Origin of the sequence: Limobrevibacterium gyesilva (assembly GCF_025989185.1) — a bacterium.
GTDB lineage: Bacteria > Pseudomonadota > Alphaproteobacteria > Acetobacterales > Acetobacteraceae > Limobrevibacterium > Limobrevibacterium gyesilva.
Genome location: NZ_JAPDNT010000007.1, coordinates 40,835 through 64,257 on the forward strand (window position 1 = coordinate 40,835; position 23,423 = coordinate 64,257).

21 protein-coding genes and 2 tRNA genes are annotated in these 23,423 nt (G+C 66.7%); all 23 read left to right on the forward strand.

The window, feature by feature from the left end; genetic code table 11:
* Nucleotides 1-96: 96 nt before the first annotated feature.
* The 23 genes from lon to proS all read left to right on the forward strand — a co-directional run bounded on the left by lon (nt 97) and on the right by proS (nt 23,409).
* Complete coding sequence (gene lon, locus OL599_RS11490; protein ID WP_408886933.1) at nt 97-2,640, forward strand: endopeptidase La; 2,544 nt, start codon at nt 97-99, stop codon at nt 2,638-2,640.
* Nucleotides 2,641-2,872: 232 nt separating this feature from the next.
* Nucleotides 2,873-3,136: an HU family DNA-binding protein gene (locus tag OL599_RS11495; protein WP_283949660.1), complete on the forward strand. Its 264-nt coding sequence runs from the start codon at nt 2,873-2,875 to the stop codon at nt 3,134-3,136.
* A 104-nt stretch (nt 3,137-3,240) separates the two neighbouring features.
* A tRNA-Val gene (locus OL599_RS11500) sits at nt 3,241-3,312 on the forward strand.
* A 113-nt stretch (nt 3,313-3,425) separates the two neighbouring features.
* Nucleotides 3,426-3,502, forward strand: a tRNA-Asp gene (locus tag OL599_RS11505).
* A gap of 142 nt (nt 3,503-3,644) precedes the next feature.
* Entirely contained in the window at nt 3,645-4,010 is a 366-nt protein-coding gene (ndhC, locus tag OL599_RS11510; protein WP_264713890.1) for an NADH-quinone oxidoreductase subunit A, read from the forward strand.
* 5 nt (nt 4,011-4,015) lie between these two features.
* Complete coding sequence (locus OL599_RS11515) at nt 4,016-4,579, forward strand: NuoB/complex I 20 kDa subunit family protein (protein ID WP_264713891.1); 564 nt, start codon at nt 4,016-4,018, stop codon at nt 4,577-4,579.
* The gene (locus OL599_RS11520; RefSeq protein WP_408886934.1) at nt 4,572-5,213 is read left to right on the forward strand and encodes an NADH-quinone oxidoreductase subunit C; all 642 of its coding nucleotides are present in this window, start codon (nt 4,572-4,574) and stop codon (nt 5,211-5,213) included. Before OL599_RS11515 ends, OL599_RS11520 begins: the two co-directional genes overlap by 8 nt.
* Nucleotides 5,210-6,409: an NADH-quinone oxidoreductase subunit D gene (locus OL599_RS11525; protein WP_264713892.1), complete on the forward strand. Its 1,200-nt coding sequence runs from the start codon at nt 5,210-5,212 to the stop codon at nt 6,407-6,409. The genes OL599_RS11520 and OL599_RS11525 overlap by 4 nt, the downstream gene beginning before the upstream one ends.
* Nucleotides 6,410-6,412: 3 nt before the next feature.
* Nucleotides 6,413-7,036: a complex I 24 kDa subunit family protein gene (locus OL599_RS11530; protein WP_264713893.1), complete on the forward strand. Its 624-nt coding sequence runs from the start codon at nt 6,413-6,415 to the stop codon at nt 7,034-7,036.
* A gap of 4 nt (nt 7,037-7,040) precedes the next feature.
* Nucleotides 7,041-8,369 carry an NADH-quinone oxidoreductase subunit NuoF gene (nuoF, locus tag OL599_RS11535; RefSeq protein ID WP_264713894.1) on the forward strand — a complete coding sequence of 443 codons (1,329 nt, stop codon included), beginning with the start codon at nt 7,041-7,043 and terminating at the stop codon, nt 8,367-8,369.
* Between the two features lie 4 nt (nt 8,370-8,373).
* On the forward strand, nt 8,374-10,434 hold the full coding sequence (gene nuoG / locus OL599_RS11540; protein WP_264713895.1) for an NADH-quinone oxidoreductase subunit NuoG: 2,061 nt from the start codon (nt 8,374-8,376) through the stop codon (nt 10,432-10,434).
* Nucleotides 10,435-10,438: 4 nt separating this feature from the next.
* On the forward strand, nt 10,439-11,455 hold the full coding sequence (gene nuoH / locus OL599_RS11545) for an NADH-quinone oxidoreductase subunit NuoH (protein ID WP_264713896.1): 1,017 nt from the start codon (nt 10,439-10,441) through the stop codon (nt 11,453-11,455).
* 109 nt (nt 11,456-11,564) lie between these two features.
* Nucleotides 11,565-12,053 (forward strand): NADH-quinone oxidoreductase subunit NuoI, encoded by a 489-nt coding sequence (gene nuoI, locus OL599_RS11550; RefSeq protein ID WP_264713897.1) that lies wholly within the window; start codon nt 11,565-11,567, stop codon nt 12,051-12,053.
* Nucleotides 12,054-12,133: 80 nt separating this feature from the next.
* Complete coding sequence (locus OL599_RS11555) at nt 12,134-12,823, forward strand: NADH-quinone oxidoreductase subunit J (protein ID WP_264713898.1); 690 nt, start codon at nt 12,134-12,136, stop codon at nt 12,821-12,823.
* Nucleotides 12,823-13,134, forward strand: a complete 312-nt coding sequence (nuoK, locus tag OL599_RS11560; RefSeq protein ID WP_264713899.1) for an NADH-quinone oxidoreductase subunit NuoK — start codon at nt 12,823-12,825, stop codon at nt 13,132-13,134. The genes OL599_RS11555 and nuoK overlap by 1 nt, the downstream gene beginning before the upstream one ends.
* A gap of 4 nt (nt 13,135-13,138) precedes the next feature.
* On the forward strand, nt 13,139-15,064 hold the full coding sequence (gene nuoL, locus OL599_RS11565) for an NADH-quinone oxidoreductase subunit L (RefSeq protein ID WP_264713900.1): 1,926 nt from the start codon (nt 13,139-13,141) through the stop codon (nt 15,062-15,064).
* A gap of 4 nt (nt 15,065-15,068) precedes the next feature.
* A complete protein-coding gene (locus OL599_RS11570; RefSeq protein WP_264713901.1) occupies nt 15,069-16,589 on the forward strand; it encodes an NADH-quinone oxidoreductase subunit M in 1,521 nt (506 codons plus the stop codon).
* Nucleotides 16,590-16,603: 14 nt separating this feature from the next.
* On the forward strand, nt 16,604-18,025 hold the full coding sequence (gene nuoN / locus OL599_RS11575; protein WP_264714010.1) for an NADH-quinone oxidoreductase subunit NuoN: 1,422 nt from the start codon (nt 16,604-16,606) through the stop codon (nt 18,023-18,025).
* Nucleotides 18,022-18,774 (forward strand): biotin--[acetyl-CoA-carboxylase] ligase, encoded by a 753-nt coding sequence (locus OL599_RS11580; RefSeq protein ID WP_347403201.1) that lies wholly within the window; start codon nt 18,022-18,024, stop codon nt 18,772-18,774. Before nuoN ends, OL599_RS11580 begins: the two co-directional genes overlap by 4 nt.
* 4 nt (nt 18,775-18,778) lie before the next feature.
* The gene (locus OL599_RS11585; RefSeq protein ID WP_264713903.1) at nt 18,779-19,588 is read left to right on the forward strand and encodes a type III pantothenate kinase; all 810 of its coding nucleotides are present in this window, start codon (nt 18,779-18,781) and stop codon (nt 19,586-19,588) included.
* Between the two features lie 78 nt (nt 19,589-19,666).
* Nucleotides 19,667-21,313 carry a ribonuclease J gene (locus OL599_RS11590; RefSeq protein WP_264713904.1) on the forward strand — a complete coding sequence of 549 codons (1,647 nt, stop codon included), beginning with the start codon at nt 19,667-19,669 and terminating at the stop codon, nt 21,311-21,313.
* 29 nt (nt 21,314-21,342) lie between these two features.
* Nucleotides 21,343-21,603 (forward strand): DUF1467 family protein, encoded by a 261-nt coding sequence (locus OL599_RS11595; RefSeq protein WP_264713905.1) that lies wholly within the window; start codon nt 21,343-21,345, stop codon nt 21,601-21,603.
* A 501-nt stretch (nt 21,604-22,104) separates the two neighbouring features.
* Nucleotides 22,105-23,409: a proline--tRNA ligase gene (proS, locus tag OL599_RS11600; RefSeq protein ID WP_264713906.1), complete on the forward strand. Its 1,305-nt coding sequence runs from the start codon at nt 22,105-22,107 to the stop codon at nt 23,407-23,409.
* Nucleotides 23,410-23,423 lie beyond the last annotated feature (14 nt).

The window sequence follows — 23,423 nt, forward strand, 5'->3', positions numbered from 1 at the left end:
GTTATCTGCAGTGGGTCACTATTCGTCCTGGGGGATGCGGTCCGTGCCTGAAATCGGGGCGGGTCGTATGCCGACTGTCCTGTAGGAGGTCATTCTATGACGGATTCAAAGAAGCCAGACGTCGAAGGCGCCCCCGAGGCCCCCGAAGACGCCAAGCAAGGTGCGGAGGCCGCCCCGAAGGCGCCGCGCGCCACCCGTGCCGTGAAGGAGGCTGCCGCCAAGGAGCAAGGCTCCAAGGAGGGTGAGCCCGCGCCGGTCCGCGCCGACCTGATGCCGGTGCTGCCGCTACGCGACATCGTGGTGTTCCCGCACATGATCGTGCCCCTGTTCGTGGGGCGCGAGAAATCGGTGCGGGCGCTGGAAGCGGTGATGAAGGACGACAAGCAGATCCTGCTGGTCGCCCAGAAGAACGCCGCCCAGGACGACCCGTCCGCCGACGACATCTATCGCGTCGGCACGGTCTCGACGATCCTGCAGCTGCTGAAGCTGCCGGACGGCACCGTGAAGGTGCTGGTGGAGGGCGGCCGCCGCGCCAAGATCGCCGCGTTCAAGGAGACCGAGAACTACTTCGAGGCCTTCGTGGAGCCGATGTCCGACAAGGACACCGACGCGAAGGAACTGGAAGCCCTCGGCCGCACCGTGGTCAGCCAGTTCGAGCAGTACATCAAGCTCAACAAGAAGATCGCGCCCGAGGTCCTGGTTTCTCTCAACCAGATCGAGGAGCCCAGCAAGCTGGCCGACACCGTCGCCAGCCACCTGAACCTCAAGATCGCCGAGAAGCAGGAATTGCTGGAAACCCCGCGCGTCGGCGAGCGGCTGGAGCGCGTGTTCGGACACATGGAGTCCGAAATCGGCGTGCTGCAGGTGGAGAAGCGCATCCGCAACCGCGTGAAGCGGCAGATGGAGAAGACGCAGCGCGAGTACTACCTGAACGAGCAGCTGAAGGCGATCCAGAAGGAGCTGGGCGAAGGCGAGGACGGCAAGGACGAGACCGCCGAGCTGGAAGCCAAGATCAAGAAGACCAAGCTGTCGAAGGAAGCGCGCGAGAAGGCGATGGGCGAGCTGAAGAAGCTGCGCACCATGAGCCCGATGAGCGCCGAGGCGACGGTGGTGCGCAACTACCTGGACTGGATCCTGTCGATCCCCTGGAAGAAGCGCAGCAAGGTCAAGAACGACGTGAACGAGGCCGAGAAGGTCCTCAACGCCGACCATTACGGGCTGGAGAAGGTCAAGGAGCGTATCCTCGAATACCTGGCCGTGCAGTCGCGCAGCAACAAGATCCGCGGGCCGATCCTGTGCCTGGTCGGCCCACCGGGCGTCGGCAAGACGTCGCTGGGCAAGTCGATCGCGCGGGCCACGGGGCGCAACTTCGTGCGCATGTCGCTGGGCGGCGTGCGCGACGAGGCGGAGATCCGTGGCCACCGGCGGACCTATATCGGCTCGATGCCCGGCAAGGTCATCCAGGGCATGAAGAAGGCCAAGACCTCGAACCCGCTGTTCCTGCTGGACGAGATCGACAAGCTGGGCGCCGACTGGCGCGGCGATCCGTCGAGCGCGCTGCTGGAAGTGCTGGATCCCGAGCAGAACGCCACCTTCGCCGACCACTACCTGGAGGTGGATTACGACCTGTCGGACGTGATGTTCGTCACCACGGCCAACAGCCTGCGCATGCCGCAGCCGCTGATGGACCGCATGGAGATCATTCGCATTCCCGGCTACACTGAGGATGAGAAGGTCGAGATCGCCAAGCGGCACCTGATCGCCAAGCAGACCGAGGCGCACAGCCTCAAGCCTGAGGAATGGTCGATCAGCGACGAGGCCGTGCGTGACCTGATCCGCTACTACACGCGCGAGGCGGGCGTTCGTAACCTCGAACGCGAAATCGCCAACCTGGCGCGCAAGGCGGTGAAGGAGATCGTCACCACCAAGGCGAAGAAGGTGGCGATCACCGTCAAGAACCTGGGCAAGTTCGCCGGCGTCCAGAAATTCCGCTACGGCGAGGCGGAATCCGAGGACATGGTGGGCGTGGTGACGGGCCTGGCCTGGACCGAGGTGGGCGGCGAGATCCTGACCATCGAGAGCGTGATGCTGCCCGGCAAAGGCAACGTGAAGCACACCGGCAAGCTGGGCGACGTGATGCAGGAGAGCGTGTCGGCGGCACTCAGCTATGTGCGCAGCCGCGCGATCAGCTTCGGCATCAAGCCGACCCTGTTCGAGAAGCGGGACATTCACGTCCACGTGCCGGAAGGGGCCACCCCGAAGGACGGCCCGTCGGCCGGCATCGCCATGGCGACCTCGATCGTCAGCGTGCTGACCGGCATTCCTGTCCGCCGCGACGTGGCCATGACCGGCGAGATCACGCTGCGTGGCCGGGTGCTGCCGATCGGCGGCCTGAAGGAGAAGCTGCTGGCGGCGCTGCGCGCCGGGATCACCACGGTGTTCATCCCGAAGGACAACGAGAAGGATCTGGCGGAGATCCCGGACAACGTGAAGAAGCACCTGAAGCTGCTCCCCGTCGCCCATGTGGACGACGTGATCATGCAGGCCCTGGTGCGCAGGCCGGAGCCGATCGAGTGGGTGGAACCGCCAGAACCTGCGGTGGCCCCGCCGGCCCAGCTCGCGACGCCGCTGGCGCACTGACCGGCTGATCGTAGTACGACTGCCTTTGGCCCGCCGGACACCGTCCGGCGGGCCATGTTTTTCGAGAATCGTGGCAAAATGCTACGAAAACTGCGGATTTTCCGAGTCGCTTCGTTGACGCGCCCGAAAACCGCCCTCTAGTGTCGGGCGCATCGGGCAGCGGCGAATCGACATCGCCGCAACGGAAGACTTATGTTTTGGACAGGATCAGGGGGCTTCAATCGTGAACAAAATGGATCTCATCGCCGCCGTCGCGGACTCGACGGATCTTCCGAAGGCCAAGGCGGCCGAGGTGGTGGATGCCGTTTTCGGCGCCATCGAAGGGGCGTTGAAGAACAAGGATGAAGTTCGCCTGGTCGGCTTCGGCTCGTTTGCCACGGCAACGCGCAAGGCCGCCAAGGGCCGCAATCCCCGCACCGGCGAGGAGATCAAGATCCCGGCCTCCACCTCGGTGCGCTTCAAGGCCGGCAAGGCCCTGAAAGATGCGGTGAACTGATCCGTCCCGCACGCAAGGACCGCCGATATCGGATATCAGGGGCCGCCCGTGCAGGGCGGCCCTTTGCGTTGGCACCGGATTTTTCGTAAATCCCCCGCGACGGCGGGCGGTTAGCTCAGCGGTAGAGCGTCTCGTTTACACCGAGAGGGTCGGCGGTTCGAACCCGTCACCGCCCATTCGTCGCAGGGCCGGGAAGCGTGTGCCCCGGCCATCTTCTTCCCCGGCATCTTTCTTCACGCACCGGCTTGACGCCGGTATCGCACCGCTCTACACGCTGCGCCCTGCCGATGCGGGTGTAGCTCAGTTGGTTAGAGCGCCGGCCTGTCACGCCGGAGGTCGCGGGTTCGAGCCCCGTCACTCGCGCCAGCATCGGGTCAGTAAATCCCCTACCTTGAAATCGGCACTTTTCCCTCCATGCCCCCTATGGCAGAGGGTAAGCGTTGGGGCTAATGTCCGGCCGCGCTGCGGTGCGGTATGATCGTCCCCGGCGGTTGGAAAGGATGAGCGGATGGCCCCTGTGCTCGCGAACTATTTTCCCATTCTGGTCTTCGTCGCGATCGCCGCGGTGATCGCCGTGGCCATGGTGGGCGGATCGCTGATTGCCGCGCGCCAGAAGCCGTATGCGGAGAAGCTGTCGGCCTACGAATGCGGCTTCGACGCTTTCGACGACGCGCGCCGCCGGTTCGACGTCCGGTTCTACCTCGTGGCCATCCTGTTCATCATCTTCGACCTGGAAGTGGCCTTCCTGTTCCCCTGGGCGGTGAGTCTGTCGGATATCGGCGTGTTCGGCTTCCTGTCGATGATGGGCTTCCTTGCAGTGCTGACGGTCGGGTTCATCTACGAGTGGTGCAAAGGCGCCCTGGATTGGGAGTAGGCGGCATGAGCGATGCCACGAGCGATATCCCCCTGGCCTGGAACAAGGACGCGCTGGCCCCCGGGGCGGCGCAGGATGCGGTGATCAAGGGCATCACCGGCGAGATCGACAACAAGGGCTTCGTGGTCGCCCAGCTCGACAAGCTGGTGAACTGGGCCCGCACCGGCAGCCTGTGGCCGATGACCTTCGGCCTGGCCTGCTGCGCCGTGGAGATGATCCACGCCTACATGCCCCGCTACGACCTCGACCGTCTGGGCATCATCCCGCGCGCGAGCCCGCGCCAGAGTGACGTGATGATCGTCGCCGGCACGCTGACCAACAAGATGGCCCCGGCCCTGCGCAAGGTCTACGACCAGATGCCAGAGCCGCGCTGGGTAATCAGCATGGGCAGCTGCGCCAATGGCGGCGGCTACTACCATTATTCGTATTCGGTGGTACGCGGCTGCGACCGCGTGGTGCCGGTGGATGTGTATGTCCCCGGCTGTCCGCCGACGGCCGAGGCGCTGGTGTACGGAATCATGCAGCTGCAGAAGAAGATCCGCCGCACGGGGACCATCCTCCGTGGCTGAGCAGGTGGGGACCGAAGCCAATGCGGCGCCGGCCGGCCCGCTGGATGCGCTGGCCGTGGCGATTCGCACCCTGCCCGGGGTGACGGATGTCGCGATCGAGAAGGGCGAGCTGGTGGCGCAGGCAGGCCGCGACGGTCTGGTGGCGCTGATGACCACGCTGCGCGACGATCCGCGCTTCGCCTTCGAGCAGGTGATGGACATCTGCGGTGTGGACTGGCCGGAGCGCGCCGAGCGATTCGACGTGGTCTACAACCTGCTGTCGGTGTCGCTGAACCAGCGCGCCCGCGTGATCCTGCACACTGACGAAGCGGCGGCAGTGCCCTCCGTTTGCGGCGTCTGGCCGGTGGCGACCTGGTGGGAGCGCGAGGCCTGGGACCTGTACGGCATCATCTTCTCCGGCCAGCCCGACCTGCGCCGCATCCTGACCGATTACGGCTTCGACGGGCATCCGCTGCGCAAGGACTTTCCGCTCACCGGCTATGTCGAGGTCCGCTACGACGAGGACCGCAAGCAGGTGGTCTACGAGCCGGTGAAGCTCACCCAGGATTTCCGCAGTTTCGACTTCCTGTCCCCGTGGGAGGCGATGACCTCGCTGCCTGGCGACGAGAAGGCGCACAAGGGCGAGGCGTCATGAGCGAGGCCGCAACCACGAAGAAGACGGTCGAGATCGACAGCCACTCGCTGAATTTCGGCCCGCAGCACCCCGCCGCGCACGGCGTGCTGCGCCTGATCCTGGACATGGATGGCGAGGTGGTGGAGCGCGCCGATCCGCATATCGGCCTGCTGCATCGCGGCACCGAGAAGCTGATCGAGTACAAGACGTACATCCAGGCGGTGCCGTATTTCGACCGGCTCGACTACGTCAGCCCGATGAGCCAGGAGCATGCCTTCGCGCTGGCCACCGAGAAGCTGCTGGGCATCGAGGTGCCGGAGCGCGGCAAGTGGATCCGCACGCTGTTCAGCGAGATCACCCGGGTGCTGAACCACCTGCTGAACGTGACCACCTACGCGCTCGATGTCGGCGCCATCACGCCCAGCCTGTGGGGCTTCGAAGAGCGCGAGAAGCTGATGGAGTTCCATGAGGCCGCCTCCGGCGCGCGCCTGCATGCGAACTACTTCCGCCCCGGCGGCGTCGCGAAGGACCTGCCGGCGGGCCTCGAAGACAAGATCGCCGCCTGGGCCGAGACGTTTCCGAAATTCATCGACGATCTGGACGTGCTGCTGACGGAAAACCGGATCTGGAAGCAGCGTCTGGTCGACATCGGCGTCATGACCGCGGAAGAGGCGCTGGCCTGGGGCTTCAGCGGCCCGTGCCTGCGTGCCTCCGGCGTGCCGTGGGACCTGCGCAAATCGCAGCCCTATGAGATGTACGACCGGGTCGACTTCAAAGTGGCGGTGGGCCGCAACGGCGATTGCTACGACCGCTATCTGATGCGCATCGCGGAGATGCGCGAGAGCGTCAGCATCATCAAGCAGTGCCTGGCGGCGATGAAGCCCGGCCCGGTGAAGGTGCAGGACCGCAAGTTCACGCCCCCCACGCGCGCGGAGATGAAGCGCTCGATGGAGGCGCTGATCCACCACTTCAAGCTGTACACCGAAGGCTTCCACGTGCCGGCCGGCGCCACCTACACGGCGGTCGAAGCGCCGAAGGGCGAGTTCGGCGTGTACCTGGTGGCAGACGGCAGCAACCGTCCCTATCGCTGCAAGATCCGCGCGACCGGGTTCGCGCATCTGCAGGCGATCGAGACGATGGCGAAACGGCACATGCTGGCCGATGCGGTGGCGATCATCGGGTCGCTCGACATCGTGTTCGGCGAGATCGACAGGTAGATGATGGCCGACAGCACCCAGCCCGCCAGCTTCGCGTTCGACACCGAAAGCAACGCGAAGATCCCGACCATCCTGGCCAAGTATCCGCCCGGCAAGCAGGCCAGCGCGGTGCTGCCGCTGCTCGATCTGGCGCAGCGCCAGATGGGCCGCACCACCGGCAGCGCCTGGGTGCCCCGCGTGGCGATGGACGAGGTCGCGCGCGTGCTGGGCATGGCGCCGATCCGCGTCTATGAGGTCGCGACCTTCTACCTGATGTTCAACACCGAGCCGGTGGGCAAGTACCACCTGCAACTCTGCACCACCACGCCGTGCTGGCTGCGCGGGTCGGACGATGTGGTGCAGGCCTGCCGCAAGGTGACGGGCATCAAGGGCTGGAAGGAAACCAGTGCCGACGGGCTGTTCACCATGTCCGAGGTGGAATGCGTGGGGGCCTGCGTGAACGCGCCGATCCTGCAGGTGAACGACGATTTCTATGAGGACATGGACGCCGCCAGCACCGAGAAGCTGCTGGAAGCGCTGAAGCGCGGCGAGGTGCCTCCGCCCGGTTCGGTGAAGGGACGCCAGACCTCGGCGCCCGAAGGCGGGCCGATCACGCTGACCACCCTGACCTTCAATCCGGCGGAGTGACCCGATGCTGAGCGATCAGGACCGGATCTTCACCAATCTCTATGGCCTGCATGACTGGGGCCTGAAGGGCGCGCGCGCGCGCGGCGACTGGGACGGCACGGCGGCGATCCTGGCGCGCGGCCGCGATGCCATCGTCGATGAAATGAAGGCCTCCGGCCTGCGCGGCCGCGGCGGCGCCGGCTTCCCCACTGGCATGAAATGGTCGTTCATGCCGAAGACCATCGGCGACCGGCCGCACTATCTGGTGGTGAACGCCGACGAAAGCGAGCCCGGCACCTGCAAGGATCGCGACATCATCCGCCACGATCCGCACAAGCTGATCGAAGGCTGCCTGGTCGCCTCGTTCGCGATGGGCGCGCATGCCTGCTACATCTACATCCGCGGCGAGTTCTACAACGAGGCCCGCATCCTGCAGGCTGCGATCGACGAGGCCTACGCGGCCGGACTGATCGGCAAGAACGCCTGCGGCTCCGGCTGGGATTTCGAGCTGTACCTGCATCGCGGCGCCGGCGCCTATATTTGCGGCGAGGAGACCGCGCTGCTTGAAAGCCTGGAGGGCAAGAAGGGCATGCCGCGCCTGAAGCCGCCGTTCCCGGCGGCGGTGGGGCTGTACGGCTGCCCGACCACGGTGAACAACGTGGAAAGCATCGCGGTGGCGCCGACGATCCTGCGCCGTGGCGCCGCGTGGTTCTCCGCCCTCGGCCGTCCGAAGAATTCGGGAACGAAACTGTTCTGCATCTCCGGCCACGTGAACAAGCCGTGCAATGTCGAGGAGGAGCTCGGCATTCCCCTGCGCGAGCTGATCGACACCTATGCCGGCGGCGTGCGCGGCGGCTGGGACAATCTGCTGGCGGTGATCCCTGGCGGTTCCTCGGTGCCGGTGCTGCCCAAAAGCATCTGCGACACCGTGCTGATGGATTTCGACAGCCTGCGCGAAGTGCGCTCGGGCCTGGGCACGGCCGCGGTGATCGTGATGGACAAGTCCACCGACATCATCAAGGCCATTGCCCGGCTGTCGCAGTTCTACAAGCACGAGAGTTGCGGCCAGTGCACGCCGTGCCGCGAGGGCACGGGCTGGATGATGCGGGTGATGAACCGCATGGTGCAGGGCCGGGCGGAACTCGACGAGATCGATACGCTGGAGCAGGTGACGCGCCAGGTGGAAGGGCACACGATCTGCGCGCTGGGCGACGCGGCGGCGTGGCCGGTCCAGGGCCTGATCCGGCATTTCCGTCCGGTGCTCGAGGAACGCATCAAGGCCTACAAGGCCCAGGCGTCCGGTCGTGCGGCGTCGGCAACATCGGGGCGGTCCATGCCTCTGGCGGCGGAGTAGTCCGATGGTGAAAGTCACAGTCGACGGCATCGAGGTCGAGGTTCCCGCCGGCAGCAACGTGCTGCAGGCCTGCGAGGCCGCCGGCAAGGAGATTCCGCGCTTCTGCTATCACGAGCGCCTGTCGGTCGCCGGCAATTGCCGCATGTGCCTGGTTGAGATCGAGAAGGCGCCGCCGAAGCCCTTTGCCTCCTGCGCCTATCCCGTGAACGACGGCATGGTCGTGCACACCGACAGCCCGATGGTGCGCAAGGCGCGCCGTGGCGTGATGGAATTCCTGCTGATCAACCACCCGCTCGACTGCCCGATCTGCGACCAGGGCGGCGAGTGCGACCTGCAGGACCAGGCGGTGGCGTATGGCACCGACCGCTCGCGCTACGAAGAGAACAAGCGCGCGGTGAAGGACAAGAATCTCGGCCCGCTGGTGAAGACCGTGATGACGCGCTGCATCCACTGCACGCGCTGCATCCGCTTCTCCACCGAGGTCGCCGGCGTGCCTGAACTGGGCGCCACCGCGCGCGGCGAGAGCATGGAAGTCGGCACCTATGTCGAGAAGGCGCTGACCTCCGAGCTGTCCGGCAACCTCATCGACATCTGCCCGGTCGGCGCGCTGACCTCCAAGCCGTACGCCTTCGTGGCGCGGCCGTGGGAGCTGAAGAAGACCGACAGCGTCGACGTGCTGGATGCGGTGGGCGCCAACATCCGCGTCGATGCGCGCGGCCCGGAAGTGCTGCGCATCCTGCCGCGCCTGAACGAGGACGTGAACGAGGAGTGGCTGGCCGACAAGTCGCGCTTCTCCGTCGATGGCCTGAAGCGCCGGCGGCTGGACAGCTGCTGGGTGAAGCGCGACGGCAAGCTGCGCAAGGCAAGCTGGCAGGAAGCCTTCGAGGCGATCGCGGCGAAGCTCGCCGGCCTCTCCGGCGATCGGGTCGGTGCGGTCGCCGGCAACCTCGCCGATGCCGAAAGCATGGTCGCGCTGAAGGACCTGATGGCCGCGCTCGGCTCGGCCAATCTCGACTGCCGGCAGGACGGTGCCGCGCTCGATGCATCGTGCCGCGATTTCTACAACTTCAACACCTCCATCGCCGGCATCGAGGAGGCGGACGCGCTGCTGATCGTCGGCAGCAACCCGCGCCGGGAAGCGCCGCTGATCAATGCGCGGATTCGCAAGCGTGTCCTTGCCGGCCCGTTCCCGGTGGCCGGCATCGGCCCCGAAGCCGACCTGACCTACGGCGTGGACTGGCTGGGCAACGCACCGGCGGTGCTGGCGTCGCTGCTCGACGGCACGCATCCGTTCGCGGCGACGCTGAAGGCGGCGAACAAGCCGATGATCATCGTGGGGCAGGGCGCACTGGCGCGCCCCGACGGCGCGGCGGTGCTGGCCGCGTGCTGGAAGCTCGCCGCCCAGACCGGGATGCTTGGTGCCGAGTGGCACGGCTTCAACGTGCTGCACACCGCGGCATCGCGCGTCGGCGCGCTCGATCTCGGCTTCGTGCCGGGGAGCAAGGGCAAGGGCCTCGACGCCATGCTCGGCGGCGGCGTCGATCTGCTGTGGCTGCTGGGCGCGGACGAGTTCGACACCGCGCGCATCGGCGCCGGCACCTTCGTCGTCTACCAGGGCCATCACGGCGACCGCGGCGCCGCCCGCGCCGACGTGATCCTGCCGGGTGCGGCGTACACCGAAAAGAACGGCACCTACGTGAACACCGAGGGCCGGGTGCAGCGCGGCCAGCTCGCCGTGTATCCGCCCGGCGAGGCGCGCGAGGACTGGAAGATCCTGCGCGCCTTCAGCGGCTTCATCGACAAGCCGCTGCCCTACGACAACCTCACCGCCATCCGCGCCCGGCTGGAGCAGGCGAACCCGGTGTTCGCCCGCACCAACGTGCTGCCGCGCTTCGGCTGCAGCGACACCGCCGGCCCCGCCGGCGAGCCGACCGCGCTGAGCGGCGCGCCGTTCCGCCCGTTCATCGAGAACTACTACCAGACCGACCCGATCAGCCGCGCGAGCCCGACCATGGCCGAATGCACCGAGACCTACATGCCGACCCTGCGGCAGGCGGCGGAGTAGGGCGATGACGGAATTCCTGCAAACCCCGCTGGGCATCCTGGTCCTCACGCTGGTCCAGGCGCTGCTGCTGCTGGTGCCGCTGCTGATCGGCGTTGCCTACCTCACCTATGCCGAGCGCAAGGTGCTGGGCGCGATGCAGCTGCGCCGCGGCCCCAACGTGGTCGGCCCGTTCGGCCTGTTCCAGCCCTTCGCCGACGCCATCAAGATGCTGATGAAAGAGACGGTCATCCCCACCGGGGCCAATCGTCTGCTGTTCCTGATGGCGCCGATGCTCACCTTCACCCTGGCCATGATCGCCTGGGCGGTGATCCCGGTGAACGACGGCTGGGCGATCGCCGACATCAACGTGGGCATCCTCTACCTGTTCGCCATCAGTTCGCTCGGCGTCTACGGCATCATCATCGCGGGTTGGGCCAGCAACTCGAAATACGCCTTCCTCGGCGCGCTGCGCAGTGCGGCGCAGATGGTGTCCTACGAGGTCTCCATGGGCTTCATCATGGTGACCGTGCTGATCTGCGTCGGCAGCCTGAACCTGAACGACATCGTGAATGCGCAGAAGACCGTCTGGTTCTGCATCCCGCTGTTCCCGATGTTCATCATGTTCTTCATCTCGACGCTGGCCGAGACCAACCGCTCGCCGTTCGACCTGCCGGAAGGCGAGAGCGAGATCGTCGCCGGCTTTTTCGTCGAATACAGCGCCATGAGCTTCGCCCTGTTCTTCCTGGGCGAATACGCGAACATGATCCTGATGAGCGCGATGACCACCATCCTGTTCCTGGGTGGCTGGCTGGCGCCGTTCGGCATCGAGCCGTTCACCTGGCTGCCCGGGCCGCTGTGGTTCATCATCAAGGTCGTGGCGGTGCTGTTCGTGTTCCTGTGGGTGCGCGCCACCTTCCCGCGCTACCGCTACGACCAGTTGATGCGGCTGGGCTGGAAAGTGTTCCTGCCCGGCTCGCTGCTGTACCTGGTGCTCGTCGCCGGCGTGCTGGTGGCGATGGGATGGCTGCCCCATGCAGCTTGATACCGGCAGCGTGACGGTCTATCCGCCCCACGCTCGTTGTCTTGTCGAGCGACACCCTGCGGCAGGCGAAGCCGGCCGGCCCGATGTCGCTCTCGGAGGAGCCTGACGCATGGCATTCCTGGACCGCACCGCCCGCAGCCTCCTGCTCGGCGAGCTCGTGGCCGGCATGGCGCTCACCTTGAGGTATTTCTTCAAGCGGAAGGCGACCCTCAACTACCCCTACGAGAAGGGCCCCCTCAGCCCACGCTTCAAGGGCGAGCACGCGCTGCGCCGCTATCCGAACGGCGAGGAGCGCTGCATCGCCTGCAAGCTGTGCGAGGCCATCTGCCCGGCGCAGGCCATCACCATCGAGGCCGAGCCGCGCGAGGACGGGTCGCGCCGCACCACGCGCTACGACATCGACATGACCAAGTGCATCTATTGCGGACTGTGCGAGGAAGCCTGCCCGGTGGATGCGATCGTCGAGGGCCCGAACTTCGAGTTCGCGACCGAGACGCGCGAGGAGCTGCTGTACAACAAGGAAAAGCTGCTGGCGAACGGCGACCGCTGGGAGCCGGAGCTGGCCCGCCGTCTCGAACTCGATGCCCCCTATCGCTGAGGAACAGGGCCGGTTCTGCCCGGTCCCCCGGAAACCGACATGAATGACATGATGCAAACGACAAACCGGGAGCGGGCAGGATGATCGCGACGCTCGCCTTCTACGTGTTCGCCGTGATCCTGCTGGTGTCCGCCAGCATGGTGGTCAGCGCGCGCAATCCCGTGCACTCCGTGCTGTTCCTCATCCTCACCTTCTTCAACGCCGCCGCCCTGTTCCTGCTGGCGGGGGCGGAGTTCCTGGCGATGATCCTGGTCATCGTCTACGTGGGCGCGGTGGCGGTGCTGTTCCTGTTCGTGGTGATGATGCTGGACGTCAACTTCGCCCAGCTCCGCGAAGGCTTCCAGCGCTACCTGCCCGTGGGTGCGACGATCGGCGTGGTGCTGCTGGTCGAGCTGTTCATGGTGCTCGGCGGCTGGAAATTCGCGCCCGAGGCAGCAAGCCTGCGCTTCGCGCCGGTGACTCCGGGCGTGCACAACACCGCCCAGCTCGGGCGGCTGCTGTACACGGACTATTTCCTGCTGTTCCAGGCATCCGGCCTCGTTCTCCTGGTCGCCATGATCGGCGCCATCGTGCTCACCCTGCGCGACAAGGGCGACGGGCGCCGCCAGGACATCTCGCGCCAGCTGGCCCGCACCGCCGCCGACACGCTGGTGATGGTGGATGTGGCCACCGGCGCCGGCATGAAGGACGTCGGCATCCTGCGGCCCAAGGTGGCGGAACCGGAGCCGGTCGCCGCCGCGCACGACCATGGGCATGGAGGGCACCACTGATGCTTGCGGTCGGTCTCGGCCACTACCTCACCGTCGCCGCCCTGCTGCTGGTGCTCGGCATCTTCGGCATCTTCCTGAACCGGAAGAACGTCATCGTCATCCTGATGTCGATCGAGCTCATCCTGCTCGCCGTCAACATCAACCTCGTCGCCTTCTCGGCCGTGCACGGCGACCTCGCCGGCCAGGTGCTGGCGATGTTCGTCCTCACCGTCGCGGCCGCCGAGGCGGCCATCGGGCTGGCCATCGTGGTGATCTATTTCCGCAACCGCGGCTCGATCCAGGTCGAGGACGTGAATCTGATGAAGGGCTGAGCAGATGCTGTTCGCCGTCGCTGTCTTCGCCCCGCTTCTGGGTTCCATCGTCGCCGGGCTGTTCGGCAAGGCCATCGGCGACCGCGCCGCCCAGGCCGTGACCATCCTGTGCATGATCCTCGCCTCGATCTGCGGCGTCAGCGCGTTCGTCTCGCTGGTCTATGGCGGGGCGCCGGCGGGCACGGTGTCGCTGGGCACCTGGCTCGACGCCGGCACGTTCCACGCGTCCTGGGCGCTGCGCTACGACGCGCTTTCCGCCGTCATGGTGGCCATGGTCACCTGCGTGGCGACGCTGATCCACATCTACAGCGTCGGCTACATGAGCCACGATTCCACCGTCTGGCGCTTCTTCAGCTACCTCTCGCTGTTCAGCTTCGCCATGCTGATGCTGGTGACGGCGGACAACCTGCTGCAGCTCTTCTTCGGCTGGGAAGGCGTCGGCCTCGCAAGCTACCTGCTGATCGGCTACTGGTACGACCGGCCGAGCGCCTGCGCCGCAGCGATCAAGGCGTTCGTCGTCAACCGCATCGGCGATCTCGGCTTCGCGGTCGGCATCGCGCTGGTGTTCGTCACCTTCGGCTCGATCGACTTCTCGACCATCTTCGCCGCCGTCGGCCAGCACCAGTCCGACACCTACTCGGTGTTCGGCACTTGGCGCGCCTACGAGGTGATCGGGATCCTGCTGTTCATCGGCGCCATGGGCAAGTCGGCGCAGCTCGGCCTGCATGTCTGGCTGCCGGACGCGATGGAAGGCCCCACGCCGGTCTCGGCGCTGATCCACGCCGCTACCATGGTGACCGCCGGCGTGTTCCTGATGGCCCGCTTTTCGCCGGTGCTGGACTACGCACCCGGCGCGCTCGCTTTCGTCACCTTCATCGGCGGCTCCACCGCCCTGTTCGCGGCCACCGTCGGCTGCGTGCAGAATGACATCAAGCGGGTGATCGCCTATTCCACCTGCTCGCAGCTCGGCTACATGTTCGTCGCCGCCGGCGTCGGCGCCTACCAGGCCTCGATCTTCCATCTGCTGACGCACGCCTTCTTCAAGGCGCTGCTGTTCCTGGGCGCGGGCTCGGTGATCCACGCCATGTCCGACGAGCAGGACATGCGCAAGATGGGCGGCATCTGGAAGAAGATCCCGCTGACCTATGCGGTGATGTGGATCGGCAGCCTGGCGCTGGGCGGCGTGTTCCCGTTCGCCGGCTACTACTCCAAGGACGCCATCCTCGAAGCCGCCTGGGCGTCGGAGACGGCGATCGGCCAGTACGGCTTCTGGTGCGGCCTGCTCGCCGCCGGCCTGACCGCGTTCTATTCCTGGCGCCTGCTGATCCTCACCTTCCACGGCAAGCCGCGCGCCGACCATCACACCATGGAGCACGTGCACGAAAGCCCGGCGGTGATGACCGTACCGCTGCTGCTGCTGGCGGCCGGCGCGGTGGTGACCGGCTTCGTCTTCCACGAGCAGCTGCTGGGCGAGCACTGGCAGGCATTCTGGGGCAACTCCATCCAGATCGCGCCGACCAACCATGTGCTGCACGCCATGGAGGAGGTGCCGGGCTGGGTCGCCCTCTCCCCCAGCGTGATCGGCCTGTTCGGCATCGCCGTCGCCTACCTGCTCTACATGGCCATGCCGCAGGTCCCGGCGCAGCTCGCCGCGACGTTCGGCGGCGTGTACCGCTTCCTGCTCAACAAGTGGTATTTCGACGAGCTGTACGACGCCGTCATCGTCCGCCCTTACTTCGCCCTGTCGCGCGCGCTGTGGCAGGTGGGGGACGCGACCATCATCGACGGCATTCCCAACGGCCTGGCCACGCTCACGACCGACAGCACGGCCCAGGTGGTGAAGATCCAGAACGGCTCCATCGCCGTCTACGCGTTCTCGATGCTGATCGGGCTCGTGTTCCTCGTCAGCATCTTCCTGCTCTTCCGGTGACCCCATGAACGCCGCTGGCTTCCCCCTGCTCTCGCTCGTCACCTTCCTGCCGCTGGTCGGCGGCGCGGTGATCATGTCGGTTCGCGGCGACGAGCAGACCGTCGCGTCCAACGCGCGCTGGACGGCGCTGTGGACCAGCCTGATCGTGCTGGCGCTGTCGCTGATCCTGTGGGTCCGCTTCGACCAGGCCGATCCCGGCTTCCAGTTCGTCGAGGACGTGTCCTGGCTGCCGCAATGGGGCATCTCCTACAAGATGGGCGTGGACGGCATCTCCGTGCTGTTCGTGCTGCTCTCCACCGTGCTGACGCCGATCTGCATCCTCGCCAGCTGGGAGTCGATCACCACCCGCGTGCGCGAGTTCATGCTGTCCTTCCTCATCCTCGAGACGATGATGGTCGGCATGTTCGCGGCGCTGGATTTCGTCGTCTTCTACATGTTCTTCGAGGGCGTGCTGATCCCGATGTATCTCATCATCGGGGTGTGGGGCGGCCCGCGGCGGGTCTATGCCGCGGTCAAGTTCTTCCTGTTCACGCTGGCCGGCTCGGTGCTGATGCTGCTGGCGCTGCTGGCCATGTGGTACCAGACCGGCACCACCGATATCACCGTGCTGCTGCACACCGCGTTCCCGGAGACGATGCAGACCTGGCTGTTCCTGGCCTTCTTCGCCTCGTTCGCGGTGAAGGTGCCGATGTGGCCGGTGCACACCTGGCTGCCGGATGCGCATGTGGAGGCGCCCACGGCCGGCTCGGTCATCCTGGCGGGCGTGCTGCTGAAGATGGGGGCCTACGGCTTCCTGCGCTTCTCCGTGCCGATGCTGCCGCTGGCCTCGGCGCAGCTGGCGCCGTTCATGTACACGCTGTCGGTCGTGGCCGTCGTCTACACCTCGATGGTCGCGTTGGCGCAGACCGACATGAAGAAGCTGATCGCCTATTCGTCGGTCGCGCATATGGGCGTGGTGACGATCGGCATCTTCACCGTCAACGTGCAGGGCATCTCCGGCGCGCTGCTGCAGATGCTGTCGCACGGCGTTGTGTCGGCCGCGCTGTTCCTCTGCGTGGGTGTCATCTACGACCGCATCCACACGCGCGAGATCGCACGCTACGGCGGCCTTGCCGACCGCATGCCCGCCTATGCGTTCACCTTCATGCTGTTCACCATGGCCAGCGTCGGGCTGCCGGGAACCTCGGGTTTCGTCGGCGAGTTCCTGGTCCTGGTCGGTGCGTTCAAGGTCAATTTCTGGCTCGCTCTGCTCGGCAGCCTCGGCATGATCCTCGGCGCCGCCTACATGCTGTATCTGTATCGGCGCATCATTTTCGGCCGGATCACCCGCGATGACCTCAAGGCGATCCTCGACCTGTCGCCGCGCGAGATTGCCGTGTTCGCGCCGCTGATCGTCCTGACGCTGTGGATGGGCATCTACCCGTCCAGCTTCACCGGCTTCTTCGATGCCGCCGTGGGTGCGATGGTGGATCACCACCAGGCCGCCCTCGCGGCGACCACCAAGCTTGCGGGGATGCTGCACTGATGACCTGGACCGCCATGAACTGGACACTGGCTGTCCCCGAACTGGTGCTCGCCTGCTGCGGCATGGGCATCCTGGTATTCGGGGTGCTGAGCAAGCGCGAAACCTTCCAGCTCTGCAGCATGCTCACCATCGGCGCCTTCCTGCTGACTGGGGTGCTGGTGCTGCCAGGCGCGTACGGCGTCGGCTACAGCGGCCTGTTCACCAGCGACGCCTTCAGCGCCTTCGTCAAGCTGCTGGTCCTGGTTGCCGCCGCCCTCTGCGTGGTGGTCTCGCTCGACTACAACGAGCACGTCAACCTGCGCCGCTTCGAGTTCCCGGTCCTCATGCTGTTCTGCACCGTCGGCATGATGCTGATGGCGTCGGCATCGAACCTGATGACGATGTATGTCGGCACCGAGCTGATGAGCCTGGCGATCTACGTTCTCGCCGCCTTCGCCCGTGACGAGCTGCGGTCCGCCGAGGCGGGCCTCAAGTATTTCGTCCTCGGTGCGCTGGCCTCCGGCCTGATGCTGTACGGCATCTCGCTGGTCTACGGCTTCTCCGGCAGCATGGCGTTCGACAAGCTCGCCGAAGCGCTGGCCGATCCCGCCAGCGCCTCGCCCGGGCTGGTGGTCGGCATCGTCTTCATCGTCGCCGGCCTCGCCTTCAAGGTGTCGGCCGTGCCGTTCCACATGTGGACGCCCGACGTCTACGAGGGCGCGCCCACGTCGATCACGGCGTTCCTGGGCACGGCGCCGAAGGTCGCTCCCATGGCGCTACTGGTCCGCGCCATGGCCACGCCGTTCGGGCAATTGCTGGTGCAGTGGCAGCAGCTCATCGTGCTGGTGTCGATCGCCTCGATGCTGCTCGGCTCGCTCGCCGCCATCGGCCAGCGCAACATCAAGCGCCTGATGGCCTATTCCTCGATCGGCCACATGGGCTACGTGCTCATCGGCCTTGCCGCCGGCTCGGTCGACGGCATCCGCGGCGTGCTGATCTACCTCGTCACCTACGTGTTCATGAATGTCGGCACCTTCGCCTGCATCCTCGCCATGCGCCGCCGCGGCAAGATGCTGGAAGGCATCTCCGACCTGGCCGGCCTCGGCCGCACCGACCCGGCGATGGCGCTGGCCTTTGCCGTGTTCATGTTCGGCATGGCCGGCATCCCGCCCTTGTCGGGGTTCTGGGGCAAGTACTTCATCTTCAGCGCCGCCGTGCAACAGGGCATGTGGACGCTGGCGGTGATCGGCGTGCTCACCAGCGTGGTTGGCGCCTATTATTACATCAACATCGTCAAGGTGATGTATTTCGACGCGCCCGAGGAAGCCTTCGACCCGCGTCCGGCCTCGCTGTCCTTCGTGGCCGCGGTCGGCGGCCTGTTCACCACCTTCTTCTTCGTCTTTCCCGCACCGGTGGTGGCGGCGGCCGAGGCGGCGGCGAAGGTTCTGTTCAGGTGAGCCTGGACGCCACCGGCGCGTGGCGGCTGCAAGTCCACGACGTCCTGCCGTCCACCTCCGATCTCTGCCGGACCCTGGCGGAAGCCGGCGAGCCCGACGGGCTCGCCGTGCTGGCGCATCGCCAGGAACGCGGCCGCGGCAGCCACGGCCGCAACTGGGACTCGCCCGCGGGCAACATGTATCTCTCCGTCCTGCTGCGCCCGCCCGGGCGTGTGCGCGAGGGCGGGTTGTGGTCGCTGCTCGCCGGCCTCGCGCTGGCCGAAACGGTCGCGCCCTGGCTGCCCGATCCCGCCGCACTCACGCTGAAATGGCCGAACGACGTGTTGCTGGGTGGCCGCAAGCTCGCCGGTATCCTGCTCGACAGCTCCGCCGACCCGCAGGGCGCGCTGGCCTGGCTTGTCATCGGCATCGGCCTCAACCTCGCCGCCGCGCCGCAGGTGCCCGGCCGCGCCGTCGCGTGCATCGCCGACGTGGCCTCTGCGCCGCGCCCCGAGGACGCCGCCCGCGCCCTGCTGGCCCGGCTCGACCACTGGCGCCGCGTCCACCGGCAGGCAGGGTTCGCCCCGGTTCGCGCCGCTTGGCTCGCCCGCTCGCTGCCGGTCGGCGCCGCCATGGCCCTGCGTCTGGGCGAGCGCGACATCGGCGGATCTTTCGCCGGACTCGCCGAGGATGGCAGCCTGCTGTTGCAGACCGGCGGCCATGTGCACGCTTTTGCCGCCGGCGAAGTTCGCCTGCAGCTCGGGAGATAGGGCCATGCTCCTCGTCGTCGATGCCGGCAACACCAACGTCGTCGTCGCCGTGCATGACGGCGCGCAGTGGCGCGGCATCTGGCGCGTCGCCACCGACCCGCAGCGCACCAGCGACGAATACGCGGTGTGGCTGCTAACACTGCTCAACCTCTCCGGCGTCAAGCGCGAGGAGGTCAGCGCCGCCGTCATCGGCACCGTCGTGCCCGCGGCGCTCTACCACCTGCGCCGCCTTTGCCGCGACTGGTTCGACGTCGAGCCCCTGATTGCCCGCGCCACCCTGGACTGGGGCTTCGACATCAAGGTCGACAACCCCGAGGAGGTCGGCGCCGACCGTCTGCTGAACGCGCTGGCCGGGCACCGCACCTATGGTGGCCCGCTCGTCGTCATCGATTTCGGCACCGCCACCACCTTCGACGTGGTCGATCGCGACGGCGCATACCTGGGTGGCGTCATCGCGCCCGGCATCAACCTTTCCATCGAGGCGCTGCACCGCGCCGCCGCCCGCCTGCCGCGCATCGGCATCGGCCGGCCCCAGGCGGTGATCGGCCGCGGCACGGTTTCCGCAATGCAATCAGGCATCTACTGGGGCTATGTCGCGATGATCGAGGGCCTGGTCGCGCGCATCCAGACGGAATATGGTGGCCGGCTGAAGGTCATCGCCACTGGCGGCCTCGCCCCGCTGCTGGCCGAAGGCACCACCGTCATCGGCCACATCAACCCTGACCTCACGCTGGATGGCCTGCGCATGTTGGCGGAGCGCAACCCGGTCCCCACATTGTCACGTGAACGGGCGCGGCTGCCTGAGGGCGAATAGCCCCAAGTGCCCCCCGCACCATAGGAAAGCACACGCCGGACGGTCCCGTCCGGCGCGACTCGATTTGAAGGCATATTAATGGACGCTGTTACTGGCGATCTGGCGTTCCTGCCCCTGGGCGGGACCGGCGAGATCGGTATGAATCTCAATCTCTACCGCTGCGGCGGCAAGTGGCTCGCCGTGGATTGTGGCATCGGCTTCGGCGGCGCCGAGCACCCCGAGGTCGACGTGATGATGCCGGACCCGGCCTTCCTGGCCGAGCGCCGGGATCGTCTGGTCGGCCTTGTCATCACCCATGCGCACGAGGACCATATCGGCGCCGTGGCCTGGCTGTGGCCGCAACTGCGCTGCCCGGTTTACGCCACCCCCTTCGCCGCCGCGGTGCTGCGCCGCAAGCTCACCGAGACCGGGCTGCTGAACCAGGTGCCGCTGCATGTCGTGCCCCCCGGCGGTGCCTTCGACCTGCTGCCCTTCCGCCTGCAGTTCATCCGCGTCGCCCATTCCATTCCGGAAGCGCAGGCGCTGGTCATCCGCACCCAGGCCGGCATCGTCCTGCACACCGGCGACTTCAAGCTCGATCCCGACCCGCTGATCGGCCCCCGCACCGACGAAGCCGCCCTGGCTGCCCTCGGCGACGAAGGCGTGCTGGCCATGGTCTGCGACAGCACCAATGCGATGGTGGAAGGGCATTCCGGCTCCGAGGCCGAAGTCCGCCGCAACATGTCCGCCCTGGTGCGCAGCCTGCGCGGCCGCATCGCCGTCACCTGCTTCGCCAGCAACGTGGCCCGCGTGGAATCGGTGGCGCTGGCCGCGCGCGACGCCAAACGCAACGTCGCCATCGTCGGCCGCAGCCTGCGCAATCTCGAAGCGGCCGCCCGCGACTGCGGCTACCTCAAGGGCATCCCGCCTTTCCTGTCCGAGGACGAGGCCAACGACGTCGACGATGACAACCTTCTGATCCTGGTCACCGGCAGCCAGGGCGAGCCGCGCAGCGCTTTGGCCCGCATCGCCGCTGACCAGCACCCGCGCATCGAACTGGGCGAGGGCGACACGGTGGTGTTCAGCAGCCGCGTCATCCCCGGCAACGAGCGGGCGATCGGCACGGTGCAGGACAACCTGGTCCGCCGCGGCGTGCAATTGATGACCGACGCGGACCACATGATCCACGTCTCCGGCCACCCGGCTCGCGACGAGCTGCGCAAGCTCTACAAGCTGGTGCGCCCGCGCCTGTCGGTGCCGGTGCACGGCGAGTGGCGCCACCTCTCGGCCCACGCCGCCCTGGCGCAGGAAGCCGGCGTCACCCCCATCCTGATCGAGGACGGCGATATCCTGAGCCTCTCGCCCGGCCGCGCCGAAGTGACCGACAGCGCCCCCGTCGGCCGCCTGGTGCTGGACGGCGCCAGGCTGGTGCCGCTGCAGGGGGCGGTGATGGGCGCGCGCCGGCGCATGCTGTTCAACGGCGTCGCCATCGCCTCCTTCGCGGTGGACGAGGCCGGCCGCGTGCGCGGCACGCCGCGGCTCAGCGCGCCCGGCCTGTTCGACTCGGACGACCCCGAATGCGGCCGCATCGCCACCGAGCTGACCACCGCCATCGCCGACCTGCCGGCGCCGCTGCGGCGCGAGGATGCGGCGTTGACGGAGGCTGCCAAGGCGGCGTTGCGGCGGTCGCTGGGGCGACGGCTGCAGAAACGACCGCTGGTGGATGTACATCTGCTGCGGGTTTGAAGCCCCTCTGGCCTTGAACGGAGCCAAAGATGAACCCCGTTACCGGCATAGCCCTCTACGTCATGATCTGGTGGACGATGCTGTTTGCGGTCCTGCCGTTCGGCACCCGCCCGGTTGCCGACGCTGACGACACCACGGGTTGGCGCGGCGTGCCGGAACGGCCGCACATGTGGCGCAAGATCCTGGCGACCACGATCCTGACGGCGGTGATTTGGGGGCTGATCTACCTGGTCATCACCAGCGACTGGATCAGTTTCCGCAACGGCTGGCTGTCTTTGCCCGACGACTAGGCAGGAATGCTCAATTCTTGAACTTAAAGCTCAAATACGATGCAAACCCTGCCTGGGAATCGCATATTTCATCAGAAATGACGCGAATTTTGATGGACGATTGGGCGCTTGAACGCAATCATCACGCCAGGAAGAGGAGTGGTTCCTCGACCTGCCGTGTGACTGGCGTTTCCTCCCTAAACTTGGCCCGCTTCGCCGATGGCGTGCGGGCCTTTTTTCTATCTACAAGCGTAATCCCTGCAAGTCACGCGCGTTCATGCGTCCCAGGGCAAATTTCAATGGCTTTATATCAAAAAACTCTTGTGCAACGCACAAAAATAAGCCGCCGCAAACGTTTCGGATGACCCTGCGCCCCGATCTTCATCCGGCGTGTGAGGCAACCTGCGGTGGTGCCCGACGAAGGGCGCTGGCGGGTACGGCGCTCGCCCTGTAGGTTCCCGCCTTCGCTGTTCCAGCCCTATCTTGCCACGCCCCGACCCAAAGAACGGACCCGATCGAACGATGCGCCTCTCCCGCAGCCTGGTGCCGACGCTGAAGGAAACCCCGGCCGAGGCGCAGATCGCCTCCCATCGCCTCATGTTGCGGGCCGGCCTGGTCCGCCAGACCGCCTCGGGCATCTATGCCTGGCTGCCCGCCGGCTGGCGCGTGCTGCAGAACATCGCCCAGATCGTGCGCGAGGAGCAGGACGCCTCCGGCGCCCAGGAAATGCTGATGCCGACCATCCAGTCGGCCGAGCTCTGGCGCGCCAGCGGCCGCTACGACGCCTACGGCCCGGAAATGCTGCGCCTCAAGGATCGCCACGAGCGCGAACTGCTGTACGGGCCCACCAACGAGGAGATGATCACTGAGATCGTCCGCAGCTCGGTGAAGTCCTACCGCGAATTGCCGCAGAACCTGTACCACATCCAGTGGAAGTTCCGCGACGAGGTGCGCCCCCGCTTCGGCGTCATGCGCGGCCGCGAGTTCCTGATGAAGGACGCCTACAGCTTCGACCTCGACTATGCCGGCGCCGTGGTCAGCTACCGCAAGATGATGCTGGCCTATATGCGCACCTTCCAGCGCCTGGGCCTGAAGGCCATCCCCATGGCCGCCGACAGCGGCCCGATCGGCGGCGACCTCAGCCACGAGTTCATCATCCTGGCCCCCACCGGCGAGAGCCAGGTGTTCTACGACGCGGCATTCGAGGGCATCGACTACACCGGCGGCCAGTTCTCCTTCGACTCCGAAGCCGACCTGCAGCGCTTCCACGAGATGATGACCGGAAGCTACGCCGCCACCGACGAGAAGCACGACACCGCCGCCTGGGCCAAGGTCGCCGAGAAGCGGGAAGGGCGCGGGATCGAGGTTGGCCACATCTTCTATTTCGGCACCAAGTACAGCGAGCCCATGGGCCTGACCGTCGCCGGCCCCGACGGCAAGCCGGTCGTCCCGCACATGGGCAGCTACGGCATCGGCGTCTCCCGCCTGGTCGGCGCGATCATCGAGGCCTCGCACGACGAGGCCGGCATCATCTGGCCCGACAGCGTCGCCCCCTGGCAGGCCGTCATCGTGAACCTCAAGCCCGGCGACGCCGCCTGCGACTCCATCTGCGAGGACCTGTACGCGAAATTCGCCGGCAAGGCGCTGTATGACGACCGCGCCGACCGCGCCGGCGCCAAGTTCGCCGATGCCGACCTGATGGGCCATCCCTGGCAGATCGTCGTGGGCCCGCGCGGCGCCGCCGCGGGCAACGTGGAGCTGAAGCGCCGCGCCACCGGCGAGCGCCAGGAACTCGCTGTGGACGCGGCATTGGCCCGCATCCTCTAGCATGAGCGCGGGTT

Bases quoted from the DNA above. Each gene is read 5' to 3' on its own strand.
- lon (WP_408886933.1), top strand. From the start codon at position 97: ATGACGGATTCAAAGAAGCCAGACGTCGAAGGCGCCCCCGAGGCCCCC.
- OL599_RS11495 (WP_283949660.1), top strand. From the start codon at position 2,873: ATGGATCTCATCGCCGCCGTCGCGGACTCGACGGATCTTCCGAAGGCC.
- ndhC (WP_264713890.1), top strand. From the start codon at position 3,645: ATGGCCCCTGTGCTCGCGAACTATTTTCCCATTCTGGTCTTCGTCGCG.
- OL599_RS11515 (WP_264713891.1), top strand. From the start codon at position 4,016: ATGAGCGATGCCACGAGCGATATCCCCCTGGCCTGGAACAAGGACGCG.
- OL599_RS11525 (WP_264713892.1), top strand. From the start codon at position 5,210: ATGAGCGAGGCCGCAACCACGAAGAAGACGGTCGAGATCGACAGCCAC.
- OL599_RS11530 (WP_264713893.1), top strand. From the start codon at position 6,413: ATGGCCGACAGCACCCAGCCCGCCAGCTTCGCGTTCGACACCGAAAGC.
- nuoF (WP_264713894.1), top strand. From the start codon at position 7,041: ATGCTGAGCGATCAGGACCGGATCTTCACCAATCTCTATGGCCTGCAT.
- nuoG (WP_264713895.1), top strand. From the start codon at position 8,374: ATGGTGAAAGTCACAGTCGACGGCATCGAGGTCGAGGTTCCCGCCGGC.
- nuoH (WP_264713896.1), top strand. From the start codon at position 10,439: ATGACGGAATTCCTGCAAACCCCGCTGGGCATCCTGGTCCTCACGCTG.
- nuoI (WP_264713897.1), top strand. From the start codon at position 11,565: ATGGCATTCCTGGACCGCACCGCCCGCAGCCTCCTGCTCGGCGAGCTC.
- OL599_RS11555 (WP_264713898.1), top strand. From the start codon at position 12,134: ATGATCGCGACGCTCGCCTTCTACGTGTTCGCCGTGATCCTGCTGGTG.
- nuoK (WP_264713899.1), top strand. From the start codon at position 12,823: ATGCTTGCGGTCGGTCTCGGCCACTACCTCACCGTCGCCGCCCTGCTG.
- nuoL (WP_264713900.1), top strand. From the start codon at position 13,139: ATGCTGTTCGCCGTCGCTGTCTTCGCCCCGCTTCTGGGTTCCATCGTC.
- OL599_RS11570 (WP_264713901.1), top strand. From the start codon at position 15,069: ATGAACGCCGCTGGCTTCCCCCTGCTCTCGCTCGTCACCTTCCTGCCG.
- nuoN (WP_264714010.1), top strand. From the start codon at position 16,604: ATGAACTGGACACTGGCTGTCCCCGAACTGGTGCTCGCCTGCTGCGGC.
- OL599_RS11585 (WP_264713903.1), top strand. From the start codon at position 18,779: ATGCTCCTCGTCGTCGATGCCGGCAACACCAACGTCGTCGTCGCCGTG.
- OL599_RS11590 (WP_264713904.1), top strand. From the start codon at position 19,667: ATGGACGCTGTTACTGGCGATCTGGCGTTCCTGCCCCTGGGCGGGACC.
- OL599_RS11595 (WP_264713905.1), top strand. From the start codon at position 21,343: ATGAACCCCGTTACCGGCATAGCCCTCTACGTCATGATCTGGTGGACG.
- proS (WP_264713906.1), top strand. From the start codon at position 22,105: ATGCGCCTCTCCCGCAGCCTGGTGCCGACGCTGAAGGAAACCCCGGCC.